We start from the raw sequence: 22,744 nt of genomic DNA, 5'->3' as shown, positions 1-22,744 counted from the left end.
AGACGGCCTTTTTCAGGTTTATTCTTTAACCAAAGGACCTGATTGCTTTTCATTACCGGCGGCAATGCGAACCAATTGGAGAAATTCCGATTTCAGTTCAAACGGATCGTCGCCTTGGACTTTCTGTACCATTTTTTCAATGTCGCTCCAGCCAAGTTTGCCGTTGTATTCGCCGCCGCGCAGGGCTTGGGCATAGGAAGCCGCAGCAAGGGCGAGCAGGGTGTCTTTATCGGCTTGCTCCAGCGGTTTGCTACCAACGGGAATTGCGTGTTCCATCAGCTTGCTGTCTTTTTCCCCAGGCAGTTTGTAGCGTACTTTGACAAAGGCGTATTCGTTTTTACTGCCTTTGGCGGCAGGGGCTTTTTGATAGCGTGATTCGTTCAGCCAGCCGTTTTTGCCTGCCGGAATGATTTCATAAATAGCGGTCACGCTGTGGCCTGAGCCGATATCGCCCGCATCTACTTTGTCATTATTGAAGTCTTCATTGCGCAGGGTGCGGTTGGTGTAGCCGACCAAGCGGTATTCTTTGACGGTGGCAGGATTGAATTCGACTTGGATTTTGACATCCTGCGCAACGGTGGCCAGCGTGGAAGTCAGTTGTTGCTGCAAAACTTTTTTCGCTTCTTTTTCGTTGTCGATGTAGCTGTAATTGCCGTCGCCTGCATCGGCAATTTGTTCCATCATGTCTTCGTTGTAATTGTCCGTACCAAAGCCTAGCGTGCTGAGTGAAATACCGGTTTTTCGTTTTTCGGCAACCATGGATTTGAGCGTTTCGGTATCAGATACGCCAACGTTAAAGTCGCCATCGGTCGCCAGTAGGATACGGTTGATGCCGTTGGGTACAAAGGCTTTTTGCGCTTCTTCGTAGGCCATGCGTAAAGCGGATTCGCCCGAAGTCGAGCCTTCGGCTTTCAGTTTGTCGATGGCTTTCAGGATGGTTTCTTTATCTGAACCTGATGTGGGCGGAAGCACCAGCTCTTCGCCTGATGAATAGGTAATCAGAGTAACTTTGTCCTGCGGGCGTAATTGTTGGGTCAAGATACGCAGTGTTTTTTGAACCAATGGAAGTTTATTTTCTTCATCCATACTGCCGGATACGTCGACGAGAAATACAAGATTGGCGGGCGGCAGGTCTTTCTTTGCCGTGTCTTGTGCTTGAATGCCGATTTTGATCAGTTTGGCTTCCGGTTGCCATGGAGAATCAATGGTTTCAGTGTGAACGGCAAATGGGCGGCCGTCAGTAGGTAGTGGGTAGTTGTAAGGGAAATAATTGATGATTTCCTCAATGCGCACGGCATCTTTGGGCGGCTGTTTGCCGCTGTTCAGAAATCGGCGGACGTTGGCGTAGCTGCCGGTATCGACATCGATGCTGAATGTGGAAACAGGTTCTTGAGCAACGGATTTAACCGGTTGATCGGGTTGGTCTTGGTAGCGTTCGGTGTTTTCTGTAAGAGACAGATTTTCTTCAGCAACGGCAGTAGCAGGCAATGCTGAGTCCGGTGCGCCATGAAGATTTTCGGTTGACGAGTCTGAACGGTCGAGTGGGCCGGAACACGCGGTTAAAGCTGCCAAAGTGAGTATGGAAACGGTTTTTAGGAAAAAACGGGGCATGATTTAAGCTCCAGGGAAATATCATATGCTGATTGTTGAAAGTGTTGATGGCAGTGTATTGGCAGAGTTAACGCTGGCGCTGAGTCACTTTTTTTGAATTTTAATGTGTGAATAGTGGGTTAAGTTTAAATCAGGACAAGGCGGAGCAACGCGGTACTGGTCTAAACTTAACCCACTATGTTTATGACTTGGGCAAGATTTTGTCGGGCTGAGACGATTTTGTAAAGGCCTCAGCCCCGATTTATCTTACCTTAACTTTTCTTCCGGCGGCGTTCGCCAGGCAGCAGCATGTCCGCCCATTTGATGATGTTGGCGACTTCTGCCGGATTGAGTTCGTAGAACTGGCCGCGTTTGAGGCGGTTTGGCAGGCCGATGGGGCCGAAGCCTACGCGGACGAGGCGGCTGACGGTCAGACCTTGGCTTTCAAAAATACGGCGTACTTCGCGGTTGCGGCCTTCTTTGATGACGACGTTGTACCATTTGTTTGCGCCTTCGCCGCCTTGTTCGTAGATGCGTTCGACTTTTGCCAAACCGTCTTCGAGCATAACGCCTTCTTCGGTCAGGACGCGCATTTGTTCGGTGGTCAACTCGCCCAATACGCGCACGGCGTATTCGCGTTCGACTTCAAAGCTGGGGTGGGCGAAGCGTTGAACGAGTTCGCCTGAAGTGGTCAGGATCAAAAGGCCGCTGGTATTGATGTCCAAACGGCCGATGGCTACCCAGCGGCTGCTGGCTGCTTGCGGCAGGCGGTCGAAAATGCTGACGCGGCCTTGCGGATCGTCTCGGGAAACGATTTCGCCTTCTTGTTTGTAGTAGAGGATGATGCGCGGCAGGCGGTCGGCCCATTTGAGTTTGATGATGCTGCCTTTGACGGTAACGTGGTCGTCGGGGGTGACTTTGTCGCCCAGTTGGGCGACGCGGCCGTTGACCGTTACCCAGCCGTTGCTGATCCATTCTTCCATTTCGCGGCGTGAGCCGACGCCGGAAGCGGCCAGGACTTTTTGCAGGCGCTCGGGTTCAAAGCGAGAAAGGTCGCTGCGGCGTTCTTTTAAATCGCGGGCGTGCTCCATGATTTTTTGGTTGGGATTGCGGACAACCAGTTTTTTGGCTTTGGCGGCACGTTGTTTAGGGGCGGTATTTTGAGCTTTGGGGCCGTCTGAAACTTTTTGGCCGTAAGGTTTGCCTGATGTTTTGCGTTCGTCGTCTGGACGTTTTTTATTGGCAAAGGATTTGGCCGGTTTGGAAGGTTTTTTGGCGGTAGATGATACGCCGTCGCGCCATTGGCGTTTGCTGGAAGGCTGTTTGGACATGATTTTTCCTAACTCGCTTGAAAAAGCGGTTCTTCTGCGGCAGTTGCGGCAGGGGTTGGATTGGGGGAAAAGGCCGTCTGAAAATCAGATTCAGACGGCCTGCCGATGAAAGGCTGTATTGTAACTCAACCAGTAATTTTTTGTTTGAAAATCCGAAAATTATGGCGAAAGGCGTTCGCGTATCCAGTTGCCGTCAACCAGGCGGTATTGGATGCGGTCGTGCAGGCGACTGGGGCGGCCTTGCCAGAATTCGATGCGGTCGGGAATAACGAGGTATCCGCCCCAATGCGGCGGGCGTGGAACATGCAGGGGGTGTTTGACACCGACGGCTGCGGCTTTGGCCACCAATACGGCTTTGCTGGAAATCACTTCGCTTTGCGCGCTTGCCCATGCGCCGATACGGCTGGTATACGGGCGGCTTTCGAAATATTCGTCCGAAGCGGTGGCGTCGAGTTTTTCGATGCGTCCTTCAATGCGCACTTGGCGCTCGAGTTCCGGCCAGAAAAAAGTCATGGCGGCAAAAGGGTGTGCCGTATAGGAGCGGCCTTTGCGGCTGTGGTAATTGGTAAAGAAAACAAAGCCTTTGGGGTTGACTTCTTTCAGTAGTACCATGCGGCTGTTGGGCCTGCCGTCTTCGCCTACGGCGGCAACGTTGACCGCGGTCGGTTCGTTGACTTCGGCGTGAATCGCTTCGTTCAGCCATTGCTCGAATTGGACAATCGGGTCGGCGTGGCATTCGGCTTCCGACAGCTCGCGTTTGCTGTAATCTTCGCGGATATTGTGTAAATCCATGATTTTCTCCTTCGATTTGACTGAATCATACTCCGTTTTTTCAGACGGCCTCAAGGGCATTTGTGTATAATCGTAGCCCTTTCTAATTTAGAACCATACGGAGTCCTGTCATGCAAACCGAAGTCGAACTGAAAATCTTAAATCCGAAAATGGCCGATTCCCTGCCTGCTTATGCAACGCCCGGTTCTGCCGGTTTGGACTTGCGTGCTTGCTTGGATGAAGCCGTTGTGTTGCAGCCGGGCGATGTGTATCTCGTGCCGACCGGTTTGGCGGTGCATTTGGCCAACCCTGCGTATGCAGCCGTTTTGTTGCCGCGTTCGGGCTTGGGCCATAAACACGGTATTGTTTTGGGCAATTTGGTCGGTTTGATTGACTCGGATTATCAAGGCGAATTGAAGGTTTCTTTGTGGAACCGTGGTAAAGAAGCGTTTACCATCGAGCCGATGGAGCGTATCGCGCAAATGATGATTGTGCCGGTTGTCCAAGCCGCGTTTAAGGTTGTGGACGAGTTTGCCGCCAGCGAGCGCGGCGAAGGCGGATTCGGCAGCACCGGCAAAGCCTGATGATTTGAAAGGCCGTCTGAAACAGGATAAATTGAAATATTTGATTTCGGTTTGCCGTTGTTCAGACGGCCTTTTTGTTGTGCCAACCTTTGCATAATCACACACAAGATTGCATTTTTATATCTTGCCTGCATGGCCGGCGCACCCAATAATACAGGCCGTCTGAAACCTTTACGGAGTGTTGTTATGTCCCGCCCCTCACTTTTTCTGCCTTTATTTTTGATTATCTTTGGCGCAATTTGGTTTTTACGTGCTACGGATATTTTGCCTGCGACATCGACCATGATTGCCGGCGCATTAATTATTTTGGGCTTTGCCGTGTTGATTATGGACGGCATCAACAAACAGTCCATCGTTTCCGGCCCGATGCTGGTTTATATCGGTACAGCTATTTATCTGCACATGAGCTACTGGATTTACCTCTCGCCGTTGTTAGCTATCGGCATGGTCGTGTTGGGTTGCCTGCTGTTGCTCTCGCGCAGCGATATGATTCCTGAGAAACACACAAAATAGAAAGATGAGAGATTTGGGTTTTGCCCTATAAAGGCCGTCTGAACAATGGTATAATCCGCCGATTCAGACGGCCTTTTTTATTGTGGTTTAAATTTGAAATTTACCCTCTCGGCCGCACCGTTTTCTTACATTTTGCAAAGTTTCCGCCATGACCCAAGACAAAATCCTTATTCTCGACTTCGGCTCGCAAGTTACCCAGCTGATCGCCCGCCGCGTGCGCGAAGCCCACGTTTACTGCGAACTGCATTCTTTTGACATGCCTTTGGAAGAAATCAAAGCCTTCGACCCGAAAGGCATCATCCTCTCCGGCGGCCCTAATTCCGTTTACGAATCCGATTATCAAGCCGATACCGGTATTTTTGATTTGGGCATTCCGGTTTTGGGCATTTGCTACGGCATGCAATTTATGGCGCACCACTTGGGCGGCGAAGTTAGCCCGGGCAACCAACGTGAATTCGGTTATGCGCAAGTGAAAACTATCGACAGCGAGCTGACACGCGGCATTCAAGACGATGCGCCTAACACGCTCGACGTATGGATGAGCCATGGAGATAAAGTTTCCAAACTGCCTACCGGCTTCTCTGTCATCGGCGACACCCCGTCTTGCCCAATTGCCATGATGGAAAACGCTGAGAAACAATTCTACGGCATCCAATTCCACCCTGAAGTGACCCACACCAAACAAGGTCGCGCGTTATTAAACCGCTTTGTCTTGGATATTTGCGGCGCACAACCAAGCTGGACCATGCCGAACTACATCGAAGAAGCCGTTGCCAAAATCCGTGAACAAGTCGGCAGCGACGAAGTGATTTTAGGTTTGTCCGGCGGCGTGGACTCTTCCGTAGCGGCCGCGCTGATTCATCGTGCCATCGGCGACCAACTGACCTGCGTGTTTGTTGACCACGGTCTGTTGCGCCTGAACGAAGGCAAAATGGTGATGGACATGTTTGCCCGCAACTTGGGTGTACGCGTGATTCACGTTGATGCCGAAGAGCAGTTTTTAGCGAAACTTGCCGGCGTGACCGATCCGGAGAAAAAACGTAAAATCATCGGTGCGGAATTTATCGAAGTATTTGATGCAGAAGAGAAAAAACTTACTAATGCCAAATGGTTGGCGCAAGGTACGATTTACCCTGATGTAATCGAATCCGCAGGCGCGAAAACCAAAAAAGCCCACGCCATCAAATCGCATCACAACGTCGGCGGTTTGCCTGAAAACATGAAGCTCAAGCTGCTTGAGCCGTTGCGTGATTTGTTCAAAGATGAAGTGCGCGAATTGGGCGTGGCTTTGGGTCTGCCGCGTGAAATGGTGTACCGTCATCCGTTCCCCGGTCCGGGTTTGGGCGTGCGTATCTTGGGTGAAGTGAAAAAAGAATACGCCGACTTGCTCCGTCAGGCGGACGATATTTTCATTCAAGAATTGCGCAATACTACCGATGAAAACGGCACATCTTGGTATGACCTGACCAGCCAAGCCTTTGCCGTGTTCCTGCCTGTAAAATCCGTCGGTGTAATGGGCGACGGCCGTACTTACGATTACGTCGTAGCTTTGCGTGCCGTAATTACCAGCGACTTTATGACTGCGCACTGGGCAGAGCTGCCTTACTCGCTGCTCGGCCGCGTGTCCAACCGCATCATCAACGAAGTCAAAGGTATCAACCGCGTGGTTTATGATGTCAGCGGCAAACCGCCTGCCACGATTGAATGGGAATAATCCCTAAATAATAAAGGCCGTCTGAACAGATATTGTTCAGACGGCCTTTTTGCACTGATGAGATTGGTTAACGCATAGCAGTTTAAGCAAATATCTTAATCAATACGGCCGAATTTGCCGCTTTTGAAATCGCTGATGGCTTGTCGGATTTCTTCGGCAGTATTCATTACAAATGGGCCGTAGCCGACTACGGGTTCATCAATCGGAACGCCGGAAAGCAGCAAGATTTTGACTTCTTCGCTACCGGCTTTCGCGTGAACTTTACCGCCGGTTTGCTCAAAATTGACCAATTCTCCGGCTGTCGCCTGTTCTTTGCCATTAAACGTCACCGCTCCGCGCAGGACAACCATAGACAGATTGTGATTGTCGGGTACTGCCAATTCGGCTTCTTGATCGGCATGAAGCACAATATCCCAAACATTCATTTCGGTGAACGTGTCCGCCGCGCCTTTTACGCCGTCATGTTCGCCTGCAATCAGACGTAAGTAGCCGGCTTCGTCTGGAAATTCGACGACGGGAATATTCGCTTTGGCAAGATGCTGATAGCGTGGCGGCGTGTTTTTGTCTTTGGCCGGCAGGTTGACCCAAAGTTGCACCATTTCAAAGAGTCCGCCTTTTTTGCTGAAGTTTTCAGAGTGGAATTCTTCATGAATGATGCCTGAACCTGCGGTCATCCATTGCACGTCGCCTTCGTAAATAATGCCGCCGCCTCCGCTGGAGTCGCGGTGTGCTACTTCGCCGTGGTAGGCGATGGTAACGGTTTCAAAGCCTTTGTGCGGATGTTGTCCGACACCGCGCGGACCGTGCGTTTCGTTGGGTGCAAATTCATATGGCGCAGCATAGTCCAACATCAGGAATGGATTGGTGCCGCGGTCGTCAGCCATGTGGGAGAACAAAGGTTGCACGAGGAATCCGTTGCCTACCCAGTGTTGGCTGTCGGCTCGGTAGGTTTGTTTGATGTTGCGCATGATAAAGTTCCTTCTTTTTATGGCCGTCTGAAGCCTTTCAGATGGCCTTTTGTTACGGAATGCTTGTATTATAGGGGGTACAAACTTTATAACAAGTACGCACATTTTTTATACTGTGGTTTGGAGATTTAGTATGTCGGAAACAGAACACGCACACGGCTCTTGCTGTCCGGTCGTTAATACTTTGGATAGTATCGGCGGTAAGTGGAAGGTATTGATTTTATATTATTTAAATGAAGAAACCAGACGTTTCAATGAGTTGCAGCGTTTGTTGGCAGGTATTACCTAGCGGATGTTGACGCTGCAGCTGCGCGAATTGGAAAACGACGGTATCGTTCATCGGGAAGTGTATCCGCAGGTACCGCCGAAGGTGGAATACTCGCTGACTGAGTTTGGACGGACGCTGATGCCTGTGATCGAAGCCATGCACCGTTGGGGCGAACAATATGCTGCGGAATGTGTGAAACATCAAAAGCAGCCGTAGGCTTTTATGGTTATGATATTGATAAAGGCTTTAAGGCCGTCTGAACAGGCGTGATTCATGGTTTCACGCTTATTCAGACGGCCTTATTCTTTGGGGACTAAGCCCAATCAAAATTGATTTTTCAATTCACGCAAAGCGGCGAAGACTTCGAGTTCGCTGTTTAATTTTCGTCCGCTCAATTCTTCGGCGCGTGCCTGAACTTGGGGCAGGTCTGCGCGGAAAAACGGATTGACTTTGCGTTCGTGCGCTAGGCTGACAGGCAGTGTCGGCGTGTGTTCGGCTGCGGCCAAGGCCGTCTGAATATCGGCGTTGTCCGGCTCGATATGCAGGGCAAAGCGCAGGTTGGAGGCGGTATATTCGTGCGCCGGATAAAACAGCGTTTCTTCGGGCAGTTGGTTGAATCGGTGGAAGCTGTCGTAAAGTTGCTCGATTGTGCCGGTAAATACGCGGCCGCAACCGGCGGAGAACAAGGTATCGCCGCAGAAAACATGCAGGCCGTCTGAATTTTCCAGCAGATAGCTGATGTGGCGGTCGGTATGGCCGGGGGTTGCCCAAACGGTAACCAAGCCTTCGCCAAACGGGAACTGCGTGCCTGCGGTGACGGTATGCGTCGCCACGTCGATGTCGCTTTCGCCATAGATTGGTGATTCTAAGAAGCCGTTGTGCAGCGCTTTTGCGCCACCGGTATGGTCGGGGTGCGGGTGGGTAATCCATGTTTGCGCCAGCATCAAGTGGTTGTGAACAAGGAATTTTAAGACCGGTGTGGCATCGGATGGATCAACGCAGACGGCATGGTTGCCTTCTTGAATCATCCAGATGTAGTTGTCGTTTAGGGCTTGGATTGGTGTGATTTTCATATGCTTTCTTCTGGTTTGGGGTTTCAGACGGCCTCTAAATAATCTTTGATATTCGGGCTTTGGCCGAACACGGCTTCATGGGCTTGCTGGATGCACAGTCGGTTGAACAGCAATCTTTGGGTTTGGTTGCCGTCGATAATCCGCACTTGGCCTTGCAGTTTGGGCGCGTCGTGATGAAAGGTGTTTTTAAACGCGTGCCAACGGCCGGTTTGCAGATGGACGATGGCAAACATATCGTGCGAAATATTGACGCCGACGCTGAATAGCTTGGCCGAGGCTTGCAGGCAGAAACTGCTGTCGCCAAACAGGCATAGCCCCGTGTTTTCCGGATAGCGGAACAATTCGATTTTCACTGCTTCGGGTTCGGCAAAGATATTGCAAAACAGCCGTTCAAACAACGACGGTTGCGCCACGCCTTCGCTCAACATACCGTAAAGCCCGCCCAGCCAATCGACATAGCCGAGAAAGGAAAAACGGTAGTCCTGCATAATGGCTTCGATGCGCTTGGGGTCGCGTTTGCTGATCAAGCGGACAAATTCAAAACCGACTTCCGGCAGCCGCGCCCGAAGTGTTTGGTGCAGGCGGTGGGCAAACAGGTTTTTATGGTTGTGCGGATTGCGCAGGATACCGAGGAATTTCAGCCGTAATATCCGCCACAAGGCATCCGGTACTTTGACGGTATCGGCATTTGCCGTAGTTGTTTTCAGACGGCCTTCGGGCAGCGTGCGCAGATGGTTGCAGGCATCTTCGTAGCCGCTTTCATGACGGTTGAACCAGCTTTCCAGATTGTATTGGTTGGCGGAGTCTTCGACAAAGGTCAGCGTATAGAGGTTTTTCGCCGCCAAGTTGCCGATGATGTTGACGCTTATCGCTTCGCTGCGGTTTTGTTCTTTGCTGCGGGCTTTTTCGCCAGGATGGAACATGGACAAGGGTAGCTTGTAAACATTCTGATTCTGCGGGCTGACCTGCGGATTATGCGCGTGCTGCCGTTGCTCGGTTTGGGCGACGAAGTGGTGTTCCTTCGTCGGATTCGCGGTCAATAGGGCGTAAGGCTTTTCGCCGCATTCGGGAAATTCGCAATCACTGAGGATAAAGGCTTGTCGAGTCATAATGTCGGGAAAGGCCGTCTGAATAGGTTGATTATAGTTGATGGGGAGCTAAGGGGGATTATACGGAATGATGGCAGCGGGTTTGGTCTTTATACGCAAAAGGATGCAAAGAGGTCGTCTGAAAACAAATGAGACTTTTGCAAAAAAGACTTCCCTCAGTAGCCGAAATCCACACACAGGTTTTCGGCTGTTTCCACCCCTAATCGCTCCTGATTCTACCTAAATATCCCCTTAACTCTCCCCGGATACCCGACAATCAGGCATCCTAGTCATCTTTGTAGGCAGCAACAGACGTACTTAGCCTGTTGGCGGCTTTCAACAAGTTCAGACACATCGCCTTCAGTTGGCTTTAAAATATAATGGGTATTGTCTCAATTATTTTTATTAATTTTAGATATTGTTATAGTTTATCTAGCTTATGTTTTTTAATAAATTTTATATAGGTCAACAAAATTAATATGACTAGAATATCAAAAATAATAAAAATAGATAATATTTGAGTTATATCATAGGTTGTGGTTAGTATGTCTTCGGCAGCATTCATCATTTCTATCTTGTATTTAATTGTTAAATAAACATTTAAAATATAAGCTATTTGATAAATAAGAATCAATGAAACAGAAAATTTTATTAATATCTTGCCTAAGGTGCTCATTTTAATTTCCTATTTATAGTGGATTAAATTTAAATCAGGACAAGGCGACGAAGCCGCAGACAGTACAGATAGTACGGCAAGGCGAGGCAACGCCGTACTGGTTTAAAATTTATCCACTATATTTTTATTTATAAATGAAATGTTGTGTGGTAGTCAATGCAAAAAAGAATAGTAAGGAGACATAAAGGTCGTCTGAAAACGAATATAGCAGAATCCGCTAAATCGTTTTCAGACGACCTTTTCTTTAAAGCCGAATCAAATCAGCCTGCCGGTTAACCCAAAGCTTTCCTTGCTCCGGCGAAGAGGCGGTACCAGCCGGACAGTTCCGTCCAGTCTTCCGGTTTCCAGCTCATTTGTGCGGCGCGGTACACGCGTTCCGGATGCGGCATCATGATGGTAACGCGGCCGTCGGTGTTGGTCACACCGGCGATGCCTTGCGGCGAGCCGTTAGGGTTTAGCGGATAAGTTTGGGTCACTTGGTTTTGACCGTCCACATATTGCAGCGCAATACCCAAATCGGCAGAAATATTGCCGCCGTGAAGCGCGAAGTCGGCGCGGCCTTCGCCGTGGCTGACCACGACAGGCAGGCTGGAGCCTTGCATTTCGTTCAGAATCAGCGACGCAGATTTCGGAACATGAACCATGCTCAGGCGCGCTTCGAACTGTTCACTCAGGTTGCGTTTGAATTTAGGCCAGCCTGCCGTGCCAGGGATGATTTCGGCGAGGTTGCTGACCATTTGGCAGCCGTTGCACACGCCCAATGTCAGCGTGTTCGGGTCGGCGAAGAAGGCGGCGAACTGGTCGCGCAAGGCGGGGTGGAACAGGATGGATTTCGCCCAGCCTTCGCCCGCGCCGAGTACGTCGCCGTAGCTGAAGCCGCCGCACGCCGCCAGCATTTTGAAGTCGGCAAGGTGGACGCGGCCTGCCATCAGGTCGGACATATGCACGTCGTAGGCATCGAAACCAGCTCGGGTAAACGCGGCGGCCATTTCGATTTGTCCGTTCACGCCTTGTTCGCGCAGGATGGCGATTTTGGGTTTCGCGCCGCTGTTGATGAATGGCGCGGCGATGTCTTCATTCACGTCAAATTTCACGTCGGCAAACAATGCGCTGCGTTCGTTGTCGCCAATCAGGGCAAACTCGCTGTCGGCGCAGGCAGGGTTGTCGCGTAAGCGTTGGATGGCGTGGCTGGTTTCCTGCCATGCGCGTTGCAGGTCGACGCGGTTTTGTTCCAATACGATGCCTGCTTGGTTGCGGATAACAATTTTCTCGTCAGTACCGATGGTGGCAACGGTATGCAGTGCCAAATCAGCTTCTTTAAACAAGGCTTCTACTGCCGCAACATCTTGTTTGGCAATTTGAATCACTGCGCCCAGCTCTTCATTGAACAATGCGCGGATGCTGGCTTCGTTGACGTCAGCTTGGTTGGCAACCAGTGAAGTCAAATCCACGTTCAAGCCGAATCGTGCTGCAAACGCCATTTCCGCTAACGTGGCAAACAGGCCGCCGTCGCTGCGGTCGTGATACGCTAAGAGTTTGTCTTCGGCGATAAGCTGCTGAATCACGTTGTAAAACGCTTTTAGACGGCCTGTATCGTCCAAATCAGGTGCATCGCCGGTCATGTTGTTATAAACCTGACCAAATGCCGAGCCGCCCATGCGCGCTTTGCCGTTGCCCAAGTCAACCAGCAGCAATACGCTGTCTTCGATGTTTTTCAACTCAGGTGTAACAGTCTTGCGTACGTCTTCCACTGGCGCAAACGCTGAAATAATCAGGCTCAACGGCGAAACCACGGATTTTTGTTCGCCGTTATCCTGCCATACGGTTTTCATCGACAGGCTGTCTTTGCCCACGGGAATGCTCAAATCCAATGCCTGACAGGCTTTAGAGACGGCTTCGACGGTGCGGTAGAGTTTTTCGTCTTCACCCTCGTTGCCGCACGCCGCCATCCAGTTGGCGGAAAGTTTGATGTTGCCGATGTCGCCGATGTTGACCGCCGCGATGTTGGTGATAGCTTCGCCGACGCACATTCTGCCTGAAGCAGGCGCGTCAAACAGGGCGACGGTCGGTTTTTCGCCCATAGACATCGCTTCGCCGCGATAGGTGTTGAAGCCCATCATGGTAACGGCGCAGTCGGCTACGGGGGTTTGGTATTTGCCGACCATTTGGTCGCGGTGGGTCATGCCGCCGACGCTGCGGTCGCCGATGGTAATCAGGAAGTTTTTAGCGGCTACGGTAGGCAGGCGTAAAACGCGATAGGCAGCTTCGGTAATGTCGATATCGCCGGCGTTAAACGGTTTTTCAGACGGCGTAACTGTTTTGTCGGTACGCGTAGTTTTGGGCGGTTTGCCGAGTAAAACGTTCAACGGCAAATCGACAGGATTGTTGGAGAACAAATCGTCGCGCACTTTCAAATGGCCGTCGTCGGTTGCCGTGCCGACTACGGCAAACGGGCAGCGTTCGCGTTCGCAGATGGCGCGGAAGGTGTCCAAATCTTTTTCCAAAATCGACAACACATAACGCTCTTGCGATTCGTTACACCAGATTTGCAATGGACTGAGGCCGTGTTCTTCCAGCGGCACTTCGCGCAGTTTGAATACCGCGCCGCGTCCGGCATCGTTGACGAGCTCGGGGAAGGCGTTGGACAGGCCGCCCGCGCCGACGTCGTGGATGGAGATAATCGGATTTTTGTCGCCAAGCTGCCAGCAGCGGTCGATGACTTCCTGCGCGCGGCGTTCGATTTCGGGGTTGCCGCGTTGTACGGAGTTGAAGTCCAAAGACGCATCGTTTGTACCAGTATTCATGGAAGAAGCCGCGCCGCCACCCAAGCCGATGAGCATGCCTGGGCCGCCCAGTTGGATCAGCAACGCGCCTTCGGGGATTTCGTCTTTGTGTGTTTGTTGTGCCTGAATGCTGCCCAAGCCACCAGCAATCATAATCGGTTTGTGATAGCCGCGAACCTGATCGTCAAATTTTTCTTCAAAGGTGCGGAAGTAGCCCAAGAGATTCGGGCGGCCGAATTCGTTGTTGAACGCTGCGCCACCGATCGGGCCTTCGATCATGATGTCTAAAGGGGAAGCAATATGGCCGGGTTTGCCGTAGGCTTGTTCCCAAGGCTGCTCCAAGCCAGGGATATTTAGGTTGGAGACGGTAAAGCCGGTCAAGCCCGCTTTCGGACGCGAACCTTTGCCTGTTGCGCCTTCATCGCGGATTTCACCGCCCGCACCCGTTGCCGCACCCGCAAACGGCGCGATGGCGGTCGGATGGTTGTGTGTTTCCACTTTCATGATGATATGGGTATCTTCTTCGTGGAAACGATAGCCTTGGTTTTCCGCCGCATTCGGATAGAAACGCTCGATTTTTGTGCCTTCGATCACGGACGAGTTGTCTTTATAGGCAACGACTGTGCCTTCAGGATGCGCATTATGTGTGTCGCGAATCATGCCGAAAAGGGATTTCGGTTGTTTTTCGCCGTTGAGGATGAAATCGGCGTTGAAGATTTTATGGCGACAGTGTTCGCTGTTTGCCTGAGCGAACATCATCAGCTCTACATCAGATGGGTTGCGGTTTAAAGCCTGATAGTTTTTAACCAGATAATCGATTTCGTCGGCTGAAAGCGCCAAGCCCATTTCGGTATTGGCTTTGACCAATGCCTCTTTACCGCCGCCCAATACATCTACGCTGGAGAAGGTTTCCGATTGGATGTGGTGGAACAGTTGCGCCGCTGCATCGATGTCGGTCAACACGCTTTCGGTCATGCGGTCGTGCAACAGGGCTGCCCATTGTTGTTTTTGCCCGTCGGTAAGTGCACCTTCCAACCATACGGCCATGCCGCGCTCGATGCGCTCAATGCCTTCCAAACCGCAGTTTTCGGCGATATTGGTTGCTTTGGAAGCCCAAGGCGAAATGGTGCCCAAACGGGGCGTTACCAAAAATAAATGCAAGCCCTCGCGCGCTTTGGGCGTTTGTTCAACGCTTTGCGCCGCCAGTAAGGCTTGCAGTTTTTCGACTGTCGCGGCATCAAGTGCTTTTTCGCTACCGACAAAATACCAAAATTCGCTGCTTAATTTGACTTCGGGCAGGGCGAGTGCGGCTGCTTTTTGAAAGAGTTTTTCAACACGGAAATCGGAAAGGGCGGTTACACCGCGCAAGGGCAGAACAACAGACATGGATTCAGCTCACAAAATGCAGTTGGGGAATCCATTATTATACCTGAAAAATGCGATTTTGCTTGTGAATTTATACTTGAAATGTTGACAATTTTTACTTGTAAACAGAAGACGGAAGAAGCCGTCTTTTCGTCCTTTTGTTTATTTTATATCTGATTATTCAGTTATTTTTATTTATTTTTGAAGGATTGGGCGAAATGGGGTCGGATAGGTGCGACGACATAAAGTGAGGATTATTGGATGGTTGTTTGTGATTTTTTGCTGACAATAAGGCCGTCTGAAACCTTGTTTTCAGACGGCCTTGCGTTATCCTTTCTTTTTATTCCCCAGCATATCCAACAAGCCTGCTAAGTTATTTTTTCCTTCTTCCTTGCTCACAATCGGATCGCCGCCTTTGCGTCCTAAAATTTTGATGTCTTCCTGCGGCATTTCGTCTATGAAGCGGCTGGGTTCGGGGAATTGCCATGTGCCTTGTTTTTTGCGTTTGAGGCAGTGGGTCAGCGTAAGCTGGCGTTTGGCGCGGGTGATGCCGACGTACATCAGGCGGCGTTCTTCTTCGACGTTGTCTTCCTCGATGCTGTCGTTGTGCGGCAGGATGCCTTCTTCGCAACCGACAAGGAAAACGTAGGGGTATTCCAATCCTTTGGAAGCGTGCAGGGTGGAGAGTTTGACGGCATCGACTTCTTCTTCGCCCTTACCTTCCAAAAGCGTCATCAGAGCGATGGTTTGGGCAAGCTCGATGATGTTTTTACCGTCTTGCTCGCCTTTGCGTTCCAGCCAGCCGGTCAGGTCGGTAACGTTGCGCCATTTGATTTCGCCTGCTTTGCCTTCTTCACTGGCAAGCAGGTGGTTTTCGTAGTCGATTTCTTTCAGTAGGTTATGAATAAGCTCGCCTGCTTCGCTGGTTTCGGCTTTGGCGCGGTAACTTTCCATCATATCCATGAAGGCTTGCAGATGTTGGCGGTTGGTATTGTTCAACAGGGCAAGCGCTTCTTCGGTTTGCGCGGCTTCATACAGGCTGCATTCGTGTTCGTGCGCGTAGGTGTTGAGTTTGCCCAGCGTTACATCGCCGATGCCGCGTTTGGGCGTGGTAACGGCGCGCAAGAAGGCAGGATCGTCGTTGGGGTTGGCAAGCAGGCGCAAGTAGGACAAAACGTCTTTGATTTCGGCTTTGTCGAAAAAGCTTTGCCCGCCGGAGAGTTGGTAGGGAACGCGTGCGCTGCGCAAAGCTTCTTCAAAAATTCGAGCCTGATGGTTGCCGCGGTATAACACGGCGAAATCGGCGTATTGGGTTTTGTCGCCGCCGACCAGCTTTTGCTTGACGATTTGGCTGACGACCCAGTCGGCTTCGTGCTGCTCGCTTTGGCAGGCAACGACTTTGACGATTTCGCCTTCGCCAAACTGCGACCAAAGTTTTTTGGTAAAGAGTTTGGGGTTGTTTTCGATGACTTTGTTGGCGATTTTGAGAATCCGCGCGGTGGAGCGGTAGTTTTGCTCCAGTTTGATGACCTTCATCTGCGGATAGTCTTCCTGCATTTTGCGCAGGTTTTCCATGTTGGCTCCGCGCCATGCGTAGATGGACTGGTCGTCGTCGCCGACGGCGGTAAACATGCCTTCCGCGCCGGTCAAGAGTTTCATCAGCGTAAATTGGCAGGTATTGGTGTCCTGACATTCGTCAACCAACAGATAACGCAGTCGCCGCTGCCATTTGTTGCGCACTTCGCTGTTTTGCTGCAACAGCACGGCGGGCAGGCGGATTAAGTCGTCGAAGTCCACCGCCTGATAGCTTTGCAGGGTTTCCTGATAACTCGCATAAACGCGCGCTGTTTGTTGTTCCCACACATTGGAGGCCGTCTGAACGGCATCTTCGGGCGTTTTTAAATCGTTTTTCCACAGGGAAATCTGGTGCTGCGCTTTGAATACAGCTTCTTTGCCCGTGCCGCCCAAGAGTTCGCCGATGATTTTCGCGCTGTCGGTAGAGTCGAGGATGGAGAAGTTTTTTTTGTAACCGATTTGGTTCGCCTCTTCGCGCAAAATCTTCATGCCCAAAGAGTGGAAGGTGCAAATCGTCAGCCCGCGCGTTTGCGATTTGGACAGCATTTTGGCAACGCGTTCCTGCATTTCCGTGGCGGCTTTGTTGGTGAAGGTAATTGCGGCGACGGTATGCGGCAGGTAGCCGACATTGACAATCAAATGCTTGATTTTTTGGGTAATCACGCCGGTTTTACCGCTGCCTGCGCCGGCAAGGACGAGCAGGGGGCCGCCAAGATATTGGACTGCGGCTTGCTGTTGAGGGTTGAGTTTCATTGAAGGAGGAAGACGGGTAATGTGGGGCGCAATTATACAACAAGGCCGTCTGAAATTTTCAGACGGCCTTAGGCGTTTTTTAGCGTAAACCTTATGCCAAATATTTCAATTTGCCTTTGAAGTCTTCCAGTTTTTCGTAGCCTTTTTGCGCCATGATGGCTTTTAATTCAAGGGAAATCCGTTCAAAAATGCCTACGCCTTGTTGGTGTAGCGCCGTGCCGATCTGCACCATGCTTGCGCCGCACAAGATGTGTTCAAACGCATCCCGGCCGCTGTAAACGCCGCCCGTTCCAATGACTTGAATAGACGGATCCAGTCTTTGATAGAACGCGTGGACATTGGCGAGCGCAGTTGGTTTGATGTATTGGCCGCCTATGCCGCCGAAGCCGTTTTTCGGGCGGATGACGACGGATTCGTCTTCGATATACATGCCGTTGCCGATGGAGTTGACACAGTTGACGAATTTTAAGGGATGGCGGTTGAACACTTCCGCCGCTTGATCGAAATGGGCAATATCGAAATACGACGGCAGTTTGATGCCCAAAGGCTTGTCGAAGTAGGCAAAGGCTTCGCTCAAAATCCGCTCGGTGGTTTCAAAATCGTAGGCGATTTGAGGCTTTCCGGGGACGTTTGGGCAGGAAAGATTGAGTTCGGTAATGCCGTTGAACCCGCTGTTTTGCACTTTTCTTAATAACATGTGTGTTTCATCGGGCGACATACCGACCAGCGAGAGGAAAAAAGCCCTTTTCGGATGAGCCTCTTGGAGTGAAAGCAGGTAATCCAGATAGTAATCAATGCCTTGATTCGGCAAGCCCATCGAATTTATGCTGCCGAGAGGCACGTCCCGATAACGCGGCTCGGGGTTGCCTTGACGAGGGGTAAGCGTTGCGGTTTTGGTAACGAAAGTGCCTGCCGAAGACTGTCTGACCGCTTCCAATTCCTCAACAGTCATGCATGACACCCCAGCGGCATTCATCAGGCAGTTGTCAAAGGAAAAACCGGCGATTTGGGTTTTCAACGATACCATCTCCTGCTCCTTTTCTTTGCAAAATCAAAATGTTTGCCAAGCGTAGCACGAAGAGGCGGTACGATTTTTAACAAACATCAAATGACAGGGAATGTAGGCGGATGTTGTTTTCAATATTGAAAAAAGGCCGTCTGAAAAACTCAAACGGTCTTTCAGACGGCCTTCGCTAAGCTGTCGGCTGATTTGGCTATTGGGTTTTGAAAATCAGGCCAACCATTCGTTCAAAGCCGCTTCAAAACGTTTCAAGCCTTCGACCATGTCTTCATCGTTCAGCAGCAGGCTGGGGGCGAAGCGCACGACATTGGCGCCGGCAACCAGTACCATCAGGCCGTGTTTCAAAGCGGCGGCGGTAATTTCCGATGCCTTGCCTGCGTATTTGTCTGCCAACACGCAGCCGAGCAGCAGGCCCATGCCGCGGACTTCTTTAAATACGCCGGTTTTTACGCCTATTTCACGCAAGGCCGTCTGAAGTTTTTGGCCTTGTTGTTCAACGTGTGCCAATGTTTCGGGCGCATTGATGATGTCAAACGCACGGCTGCCGACCGCGCATGCCATCGGATTGCCGCCAAAGGTCGAGCCATGCGTTCCGGGGCCGAAGGTTGGGGCGATTTTATCGGTGGTCAGTATCGCGCCAATCGGGAAACCGCAACCCAAGGCTTTGGCGGAGCTGATGATGTCGGGTGTGATGCCGTAATGCTCGTAGGCAAACAGTTTGCCTGTATGGCCCATGCCGGTTTGCACTTCGTCCAAAATCAGCAAGGCTCCGTGTTTGTCGCACAAACGGCGCGCGGCTTGCAGGTATTCTTGGGTGGCAGGCAGAATGCCGCTTTCGCCTTGAATCGGCTCGATAATCACGGCGCAGGTTTTGTCGCTGACGGCGGCTTCCAATGCGGCAATATCATTAAATGGAACATGGGTAATATCTGACGGCAGCGGTGCGTAGTCTTTGCTGTATTTGGGCTGGCCGCCGACGGACACGGTAAACAGGGTGCGGCCGTGGAAGCTGTTGAGGCAGGAGATGATTTCGGTTTTGTGTTCGCCAAAATGATCGCGGCCGTATTTGCGCGCCAGTTTCAACGCGGCTTCATTGGCTTCCGCGCCGGAGTTGCAGAAAAACACTTTGTCGGCGAAGGTGTTTTCGACCAGTTTTTTGGCCAATTCTTGCGCCGGCTGGGTGGTATAGATATTAGAAATGTGCCAGAGTTTTTGCGCCTGTTCGGCCAAGGCTGCGACTAAATCGGGATGGCAATGCCCCAGTGCGTTCACTGCAATACCACCTGACAGGTCAATGTACTCTCGTCCTTCGGTATCCCAAACCCGGCTGCCGAGCGCGCGTTCCGGAATCATGGGGGCGAATGAGAAATTGGGCGTCAGGTAGTTTTGCATGTTATTTTCCTTTTGATATTGTCAACAATTTTTTGAATTATGCGCCTATTGGTTGAGAGATTCAATATGGTAATCAGGCCGTCTGAAAACTGGCTTTCAGACGGCCTGATGCTTATTTATGCTTGATTTCCCAGCATTGATGGATTTTTTTGTTGCGGAAATCGTCGGGAACGGACTGTTTGGAAATGTCTTTGACGGCGTATTGTTCCGCGACCGAATCGTCCAACACAAAGCTGCGCAGGTTGTTGGAGAAATACAGAATGCCGTCTGAAGCGAGCAGGCTCATTGCACCGTCGATCAGCTTTTTGTGGTCGCGCTGGATGTCGAGGATGTCGAGCATCTTTTTACTGTTGGAAAAGCTGGGTGGATCCATGACGATAAGGTCGAACTGTTTGCCTTCGGCGGCAGCGTTTTGTAGGTATTGGAACACGTCGGCGCGGACGATTTGGTGTTGTTCGGAGTCGATGCCGTTGAGTTCGAAATTGCGTTTCGCCCAATCGAGATAAGTGTTGGACAAATCGACGGTTTCGCTGGATACCGCGCCGCCGGTGGCTGCATAGACGGTGAAGCTGCCTGTGTAGGAAAACAGGTTGAGGAAGCGTTTGCCTGCTGCGGTTTCGCCAACTTTTTTGCGCGTGTTGCGGTGGTCGAGGAAAAGGCCGGTATCGAGGTATTTGTCGAGGTTGACCCAAAACTTGCGGCCGTTTTCAGTGATAATGAAATCATCGCCGGTTTTGCCGGTTTTCTCGTATTGCTGCAAACCTTTTTGACGTTCGCGGCGTTTGAGGTGGATTTGTTCGGGCGCAAAACCGGTCACAAAACCAATGGCTTCCAATACATCGGCAAGCCATGCTTCGTATTCTTCAGGCTGCATCAGCCAGCCGGTATCGTATTCCTGAAGATGGATTTGGTCGCCGTAAACATCGACGGCGAAGGGGAATTGTGGGATGTCGCGGTCGTAAATGCGCCAGGCTTCGATGCCGTTGCGTTTGGCCCATTTCATAAGATGTTTGATGTTTTTGCCCAAGCGGTTGGCGAAGGGTGTGATATCGGTCATGGTTTCAGACGGCCTGAATAAGTATTGGGAAGGGGTTGGATTTTAACGCACTTGATGCCTTTTTGCTTGACTGTTATCCATAAAATCTATATTATCCGCCGTTCGCCTTTTGATACGAAGCCATCGTCATCCAACCTAAACCGCCGTTTCGGGCGCGTTTCTTTTATTGCTTGCATATTTGCAAAGCCTTTTCTGTGCAGGTTGTCGTCGATGTTAACCACAAGCAAGATGCTTGCGACAACCCTGTAACTTCACATTTCCCGTATCGTTACTTTCCTTTGCTTCAGGTCGTCTGAAATTGTTCAGGCGTGCGCGTTGTTGTCTCTTAGGATAGATATGTCTATTAAATTTGCTGATTTGAACCTTGATAAAAACATTTTGTCTGCCGTAAGCAGCGAGGGTTATGAAAGCCCGACCCCGATTCAGGCGCAAGCGATTCCGTTTGCTTTGGACGGTCGCGACATTATGGCTTCGGCACAAACCGGTTCAGGCAAAACTGCAGCCTTCCTGCTGCCCACTTTGCAAAAACTGACCAAGCGCAGCGAAAAACCAGGCAAAGGCCCGCGCGCTTTGGTATTGACCCCGACCCGCGAACTGGCGGCTCAGGTGGAAAAAAACGCGCTGGCGTATGCTAAAAATATGCGTTGGTTCCGTACTGTCAGCATTGTCGGCGGTGCATCTTTCGGCTACCAAACCCGTGCTTTGAGCAAACCGGTTGACCTGATTGTCGCCACTCCGGGCCGTCTGATGGACTTGATGCAGAGCGGCAAAGTTGATTTTGAACGTTTGGAAGTGCTGATTCTGGACGAAGCCGACCGTATGTTGGACATGGGCTTTATCGACGACATCGAAACCATCGTTGAAGCAACGCCGAGCGACCGTCAGACTTTGTTGTTCTCCGCCACTTGGGACGGCGCGGTGGGTAAACTGGCGCGCAAACTGACCAAAGACCCTGAAACCATCGAAGTTGAGCGTGTTGATGATCAAGGCAAAATCGAAGAGCAGCTGTTGTACTGCGACGATATGCGCCATAAAAACCGCCTGCTCGACCACATCTTGCGTGATGCCAATATCGATCAATGTGTGATTTTCACATCGACCAAAGCCATGACCGAAGTTATCGCGGATGAATTGTACGAAAAAGGTTTTGCCGCCAACTGCCTGCACGGCGATATGCCGCAAGGCTGGCGTAACCGCACGCTGATGGACTTGCGCAAAGGCCGCTGCAAAATTTTGGTTGCCACCGACGTTGCCGCACGCGGTATCGACGTACCAACCATTACCCACGTTATCAACTACGACTTGCCGAAACAGGCAGAAGACTATGTTCACCGCATCGGCCGTACCGGCCGCGCAGGCCGTACCGGTATTGCGATTACTTTTGCCGAAGTGAACGAATACGTCAAAGTACACAAAATCGAAAAATACATCGGCCGCAAATTGCCTGAGCTGACCATCGAAGGCATGGAACCGACACGCAAACGCAAATCTGCCGGCGGCAAACCGAAAGGCAAAGGCGGCTGGGGCGATCGTAAATCCGGCGGCTGGCGCGGCGATAAGAAACCGGCTAAAGAAGGCTTCGGCGGTAAAGCTCGCGGCGAAGGCCATAAAAAAGACGGTTTCAAGAAAGACGGCTTTAAGAAAGACGGTTTCAAGAAGTCTGACGGTTTCAAAAAAGGTGGCGAAGGCTTTAAAGGCAAGCGCAAGTCTAACGACGGCTTTGGCGGCAAACATAAAAAAGGTTGATTGCTTCAATCTTAAGGCCGTATGAAAAAGATATAAGGGCGTGTGAAAACACGCCCTTTTTTTATAAATAAAGAATTATAGATGATACGATTATGAAGAATATATGGCAAATTTTAAATACTGTGGCATAATTATATTACTATTTACTATATTTTAAAAAGGATGAACAAATGAAGAAATTATTTTTGACTGCTTTTGTTTCTGTCTTATTAGCAGGATGTGCTGGTACTAATTTTAATTGGGATAATGCACGGCAAATTAAGCAGGGAATGAATGAAAAGGAAGCTGTTGCATTAATGGGTACTCCAAGTGCAGTAAGGTCATCTCCTGAAGGACTGATTTATGTTTGGACACATGTTAATGGAATGACAGGATCTATTAAAACTCTGTCAATGGTTGTGAAAGATGGAGTTGTTGTTTCTGCACCAGTTGTACCTGATGGATATAAATAAAATAGATTAATAATAAAAAAGCGT

17 protein-coding genes and 2 pseudogenes are annotated in these 22,744 nt (G+C 50.7%); 7 read left to right on the top strand and 12 right to left on the bottom strand.

What is annotated here, in order from left to right; all coding sequences use genetic code 11:
• Window positions 1-18: 18 nt before the first annotated feature.
• The 3 genes from HMPREF2551_RS06830 to pdxH form a co-directional block, all read right to left on the bottom strand.
• Complete coding sequence (locus tag HMPREF2551_RS06830; RefSeq protein ID WP_070838036.1) at window positions 19-1,611, bottom strand: vWA domain-containing protein; 1,593 nt, start codon at window positions 1,609-1,611, stop codon at window positions 19-21.
• 251 nt (window positions 1,612-1,862) lie between these two features.
• On the bottom strand, window positions 1,863-2,921 hold the full coding sequence (locus tag HMPREF2551_RS06825; RefSeq protein ID WP_070838034.1) for a pseudouridine synthase: 1,059 nt from the start codon (window positions 2,919-2,921) through the stop codon (window positions 1,863-1,865).
• 159 nt (window positions 2,922-3,080) lie between these two features.
• A complete protein-coding gene (pdxH, locus tag HMPREF2551_RS06820) occupies window positions 3,081-3,713 on the bottom strand; it encodes a pyridoxamine 5'-phosphate oxidase (protein ID WP_070838032.1) in 633 nt (210 codons plus the stop codon).
• A gap of 110 nt (window positions 3,714-3,823) precedes the next feature.
• Between pdxH and dut the strand changes: the two genes are divergently transcribed.
• The 3 genes from dut to guaA all read left to right on the top strand — a co-directional run bounded on the left by dut (window position 3,824) and on the right by guaA (window position 6,503).
• Window positions 3,824-4,276, top strand: coding sequence for a dUTP diphosphatase (gene dut / locus HMPREF2551_RS06815; protein WP_070838029.1), 453 nt, complete (start codon window positions 3,824-3,826; stop codon window positions 4,274-4,276).
• A 186-nt stretch (window positions 4,277-4,462) separates the two neighbouring features.
• Window positions 4,463-4,789, top strand: a complete 327-nt coding sequence (locus HMPREF2551_RS06810; RefSeq protein ID WP_039862324.1) for a hypothetical protein — start codon at window positions 4,463-4,465, stop codon at window positions 4,787-4,789.
• Between the two features lie 148 nt (window positions 4,790-4,937).
• Window positions 4,938-6,503, top strand: coding sequence for a glutamine-hydrolyzing GMP synthase (guaA, locus tag HMPREF2551_RS06805; protein ID WP_070838027.1), 1,566 nt, complete (start codon window positions 4,938-4,940; stop codon window positions 6,501-6,503).
• A 95-nt stretch (window positions 6,504-6,598) separates the two neighbouring features.
• Here the strand turns inward: guaA and HMPREF2551_RS06800 are convergent, their stop codons facing one another.
• Window positions 6,599-7,471: a pirin family protein gene (locus tag HMPREF2551_RS06800; protein WP_070838025.1), complete on the bottom strand. Its 873-nt coding sequence runs from the start codon at window positions 7,469-7,471 to the stop codon at window positions 6,599-6,601.
• A gap of 133 nt (window positions 7,472-7,604) precedes the next feature.
• Between HMPREF2551_RS06800 and HMPREF2551_RS06795 the strand changes: the two are divergent.
• Window positions 7,605-7,955, top strand: a pseudogene (locus HMPREF2551_RS06795) (helix-turn-helix domain-containing protein).
• 107 nt (window positions 7,956-8,062) lie between these two features.
• On the opposite strand, the gene gloB reads toward HMPREF2551_RS06795, so the two are convergent.
• From gloB to HMPREF2551_RS06780, 3 genes are all read right to left on the bottom strand, one after another.
• Window positions 8,063-8,812 (bottom strand): hydroxyacylglutathione hydrolase, encoded by a 750-nt coding sequence (gene gloB / locus HMPREF2551_RS06790; RefSeq protein WP_070838023.1) that lies wholly within the window; start codon window positions 8,810-8,812, stop codon window positions 8,063-8,065.
• Between the two features lie 23 nt (window positions 8,813-8,835).
• The gene (locus tag HMPREF2551_RS06785) at window positions 8,836-9,921 is read right to left on the bottom strand and encodes a hypothetical protein (RefSeq protein WP_070838021.1); all 1,086 of its coding nucleotides are present in this window, start codon (window positions 9,919-9,921) and stop codon (window positions 8,836-8,838) included.
• Window positions 9,922-10,321: 400 nt separating this feature from the next.
• Window positions 10,322-10,576: a phospho-N-acetylmuramoyl-pentapeptide-transferase gene (locus HMPREF2551_RS06780; protein WP_070838019.1), complete on the bottom strand. Its 255-nt coding sequence runs from the start codon at window positions 10,574-10,576 to the stop codon at window positions 10,322-10,324.
• Window positions 10,577-10,590: 14 nt separating this feature from the next.
• Here HMPREF2551_RS06780 and HMPREF2551_RS10655 point away from each other — a divergent pair.
• Window positions 10,591-10,698 (top strand): annotated as a pseudogene (locus tag HMPREF2551_RS10655) (IS5/IS1182 family transposase); the annotation flags it as partial.
• A 150-nt stretch (window positions 10,699-10,848) separates the two neighbouring features.
• Here the strand turns inward: HMPREF2551_RS10655 and purL are convergent.
• From purL to HMPREF2551_RS06755, 5 genes are all read right to left on the bottom strand, one after another.
• Window positions 10,849-14,745, bottom strand: coding sequence for a phosphoribosylformylglycinamidine synthase (purL, locus tag HMPREF2551_RS06775; protein ID WP_070838017.1), 3,897 nt, complete (start codon window positions 14,743-14,745; stop codon window positions 10,849-10,851).
• Between the two features lie 306 nt (window positions 14,746-15,051).
• Entirely contained in the window at window positions 15,052-17,052 is a 2,001-nt protein-coding gene (gene rep, locus HMPREF2551_RS06770) for a DNA helicase Rep (RefSeq protein ID WP_070838015.1), read from the bottom strand.
• A 91-nt stretch (window positions 17,053-17,143) separates the two neighbouring features.
• Window positions 17,144-18,079, bottom strand: a complete 936-nt coding sequence (locus tag HMPREF2551_RS06765; RefSeq protein WP_070814177.1) for a dihydroorotate oxidase — start codon at window positions 18,077-18,079, stop codon at window positions 17,144-17,146.
• Between the two features lie 204 nt (window positions 18,080-18,283).
• A complete protein-coding gene (locus HMPREF2551_RS06760) occupies window positions 18,284-19,465 on the bottom strand; it encodes an aspartate aminotransferase family protein (RefSeq protein ID WP_070814176.1) in 1,182 nt (393 codons plus the stop codon).
• A 112-nt stretch (window positions 19,466-19,577) separates the two neighbouring features.
• Window positions 19,578-20,522, bottom strand: a complete 945-nt coding sequence (locus HMPREF2551_RS06755) for a class I SAM-dependent methyltransferase (protein ID WP_070814175.1) — start codon at window positions 20,520-20,522, stop codon at window positions 19,578-19,580.
• A 336-nt stretch (window positions 20,523-20,858) separates the two neighbouring features.
• On the opposite strand from HMPREF2551_RS06755, the gene HMPREF2551_RS06750 reads away from it, so the two are divergent.
• Together HMPREF2551_RS06750 and HMPREF2551_RS06745 are read left to right on the top strand one after the other, a co-directional pair.
• Window positions 20,859-22,268, top strand: coding sequence for a DEAD/DEAH box helicase (locus tag HMPREF2551_RS06750; protein ID WP_070814174.1), 1,410 nt, complete (start codon window positions 20,859-20,861; stop codon window positions 22,266-22,268).
• 170 nt (window positions 22,269-22,438) lie between these two features.
• On the top strand, window positions 22,439-22,720 hold the full coding sequence (locus tag HMPREF2551_RS06745) for a hypothetical protein (RefSeq protein WP_070711938.1): 282 nt from the start codon (window positions 22,439-22,441) through the stop codon (window positions 22,718-22,720).
• The last annotated feature ends 24 nt before the right edge of the window (window positions 22,721-22,744 follow it).

This window comes from Neisseria sp. HMSC066H01 (assembly GCF_001837375.1).
Classification (GTDB): domain Bacteria; phylum Pseudomonadota; class Gammaproteobacteria; order Burkholderiales; family Neisseriaceae; genus Neisseria.
This window is presented reverse-complemented; position numbering and strand designations above follow the sequence as displayed.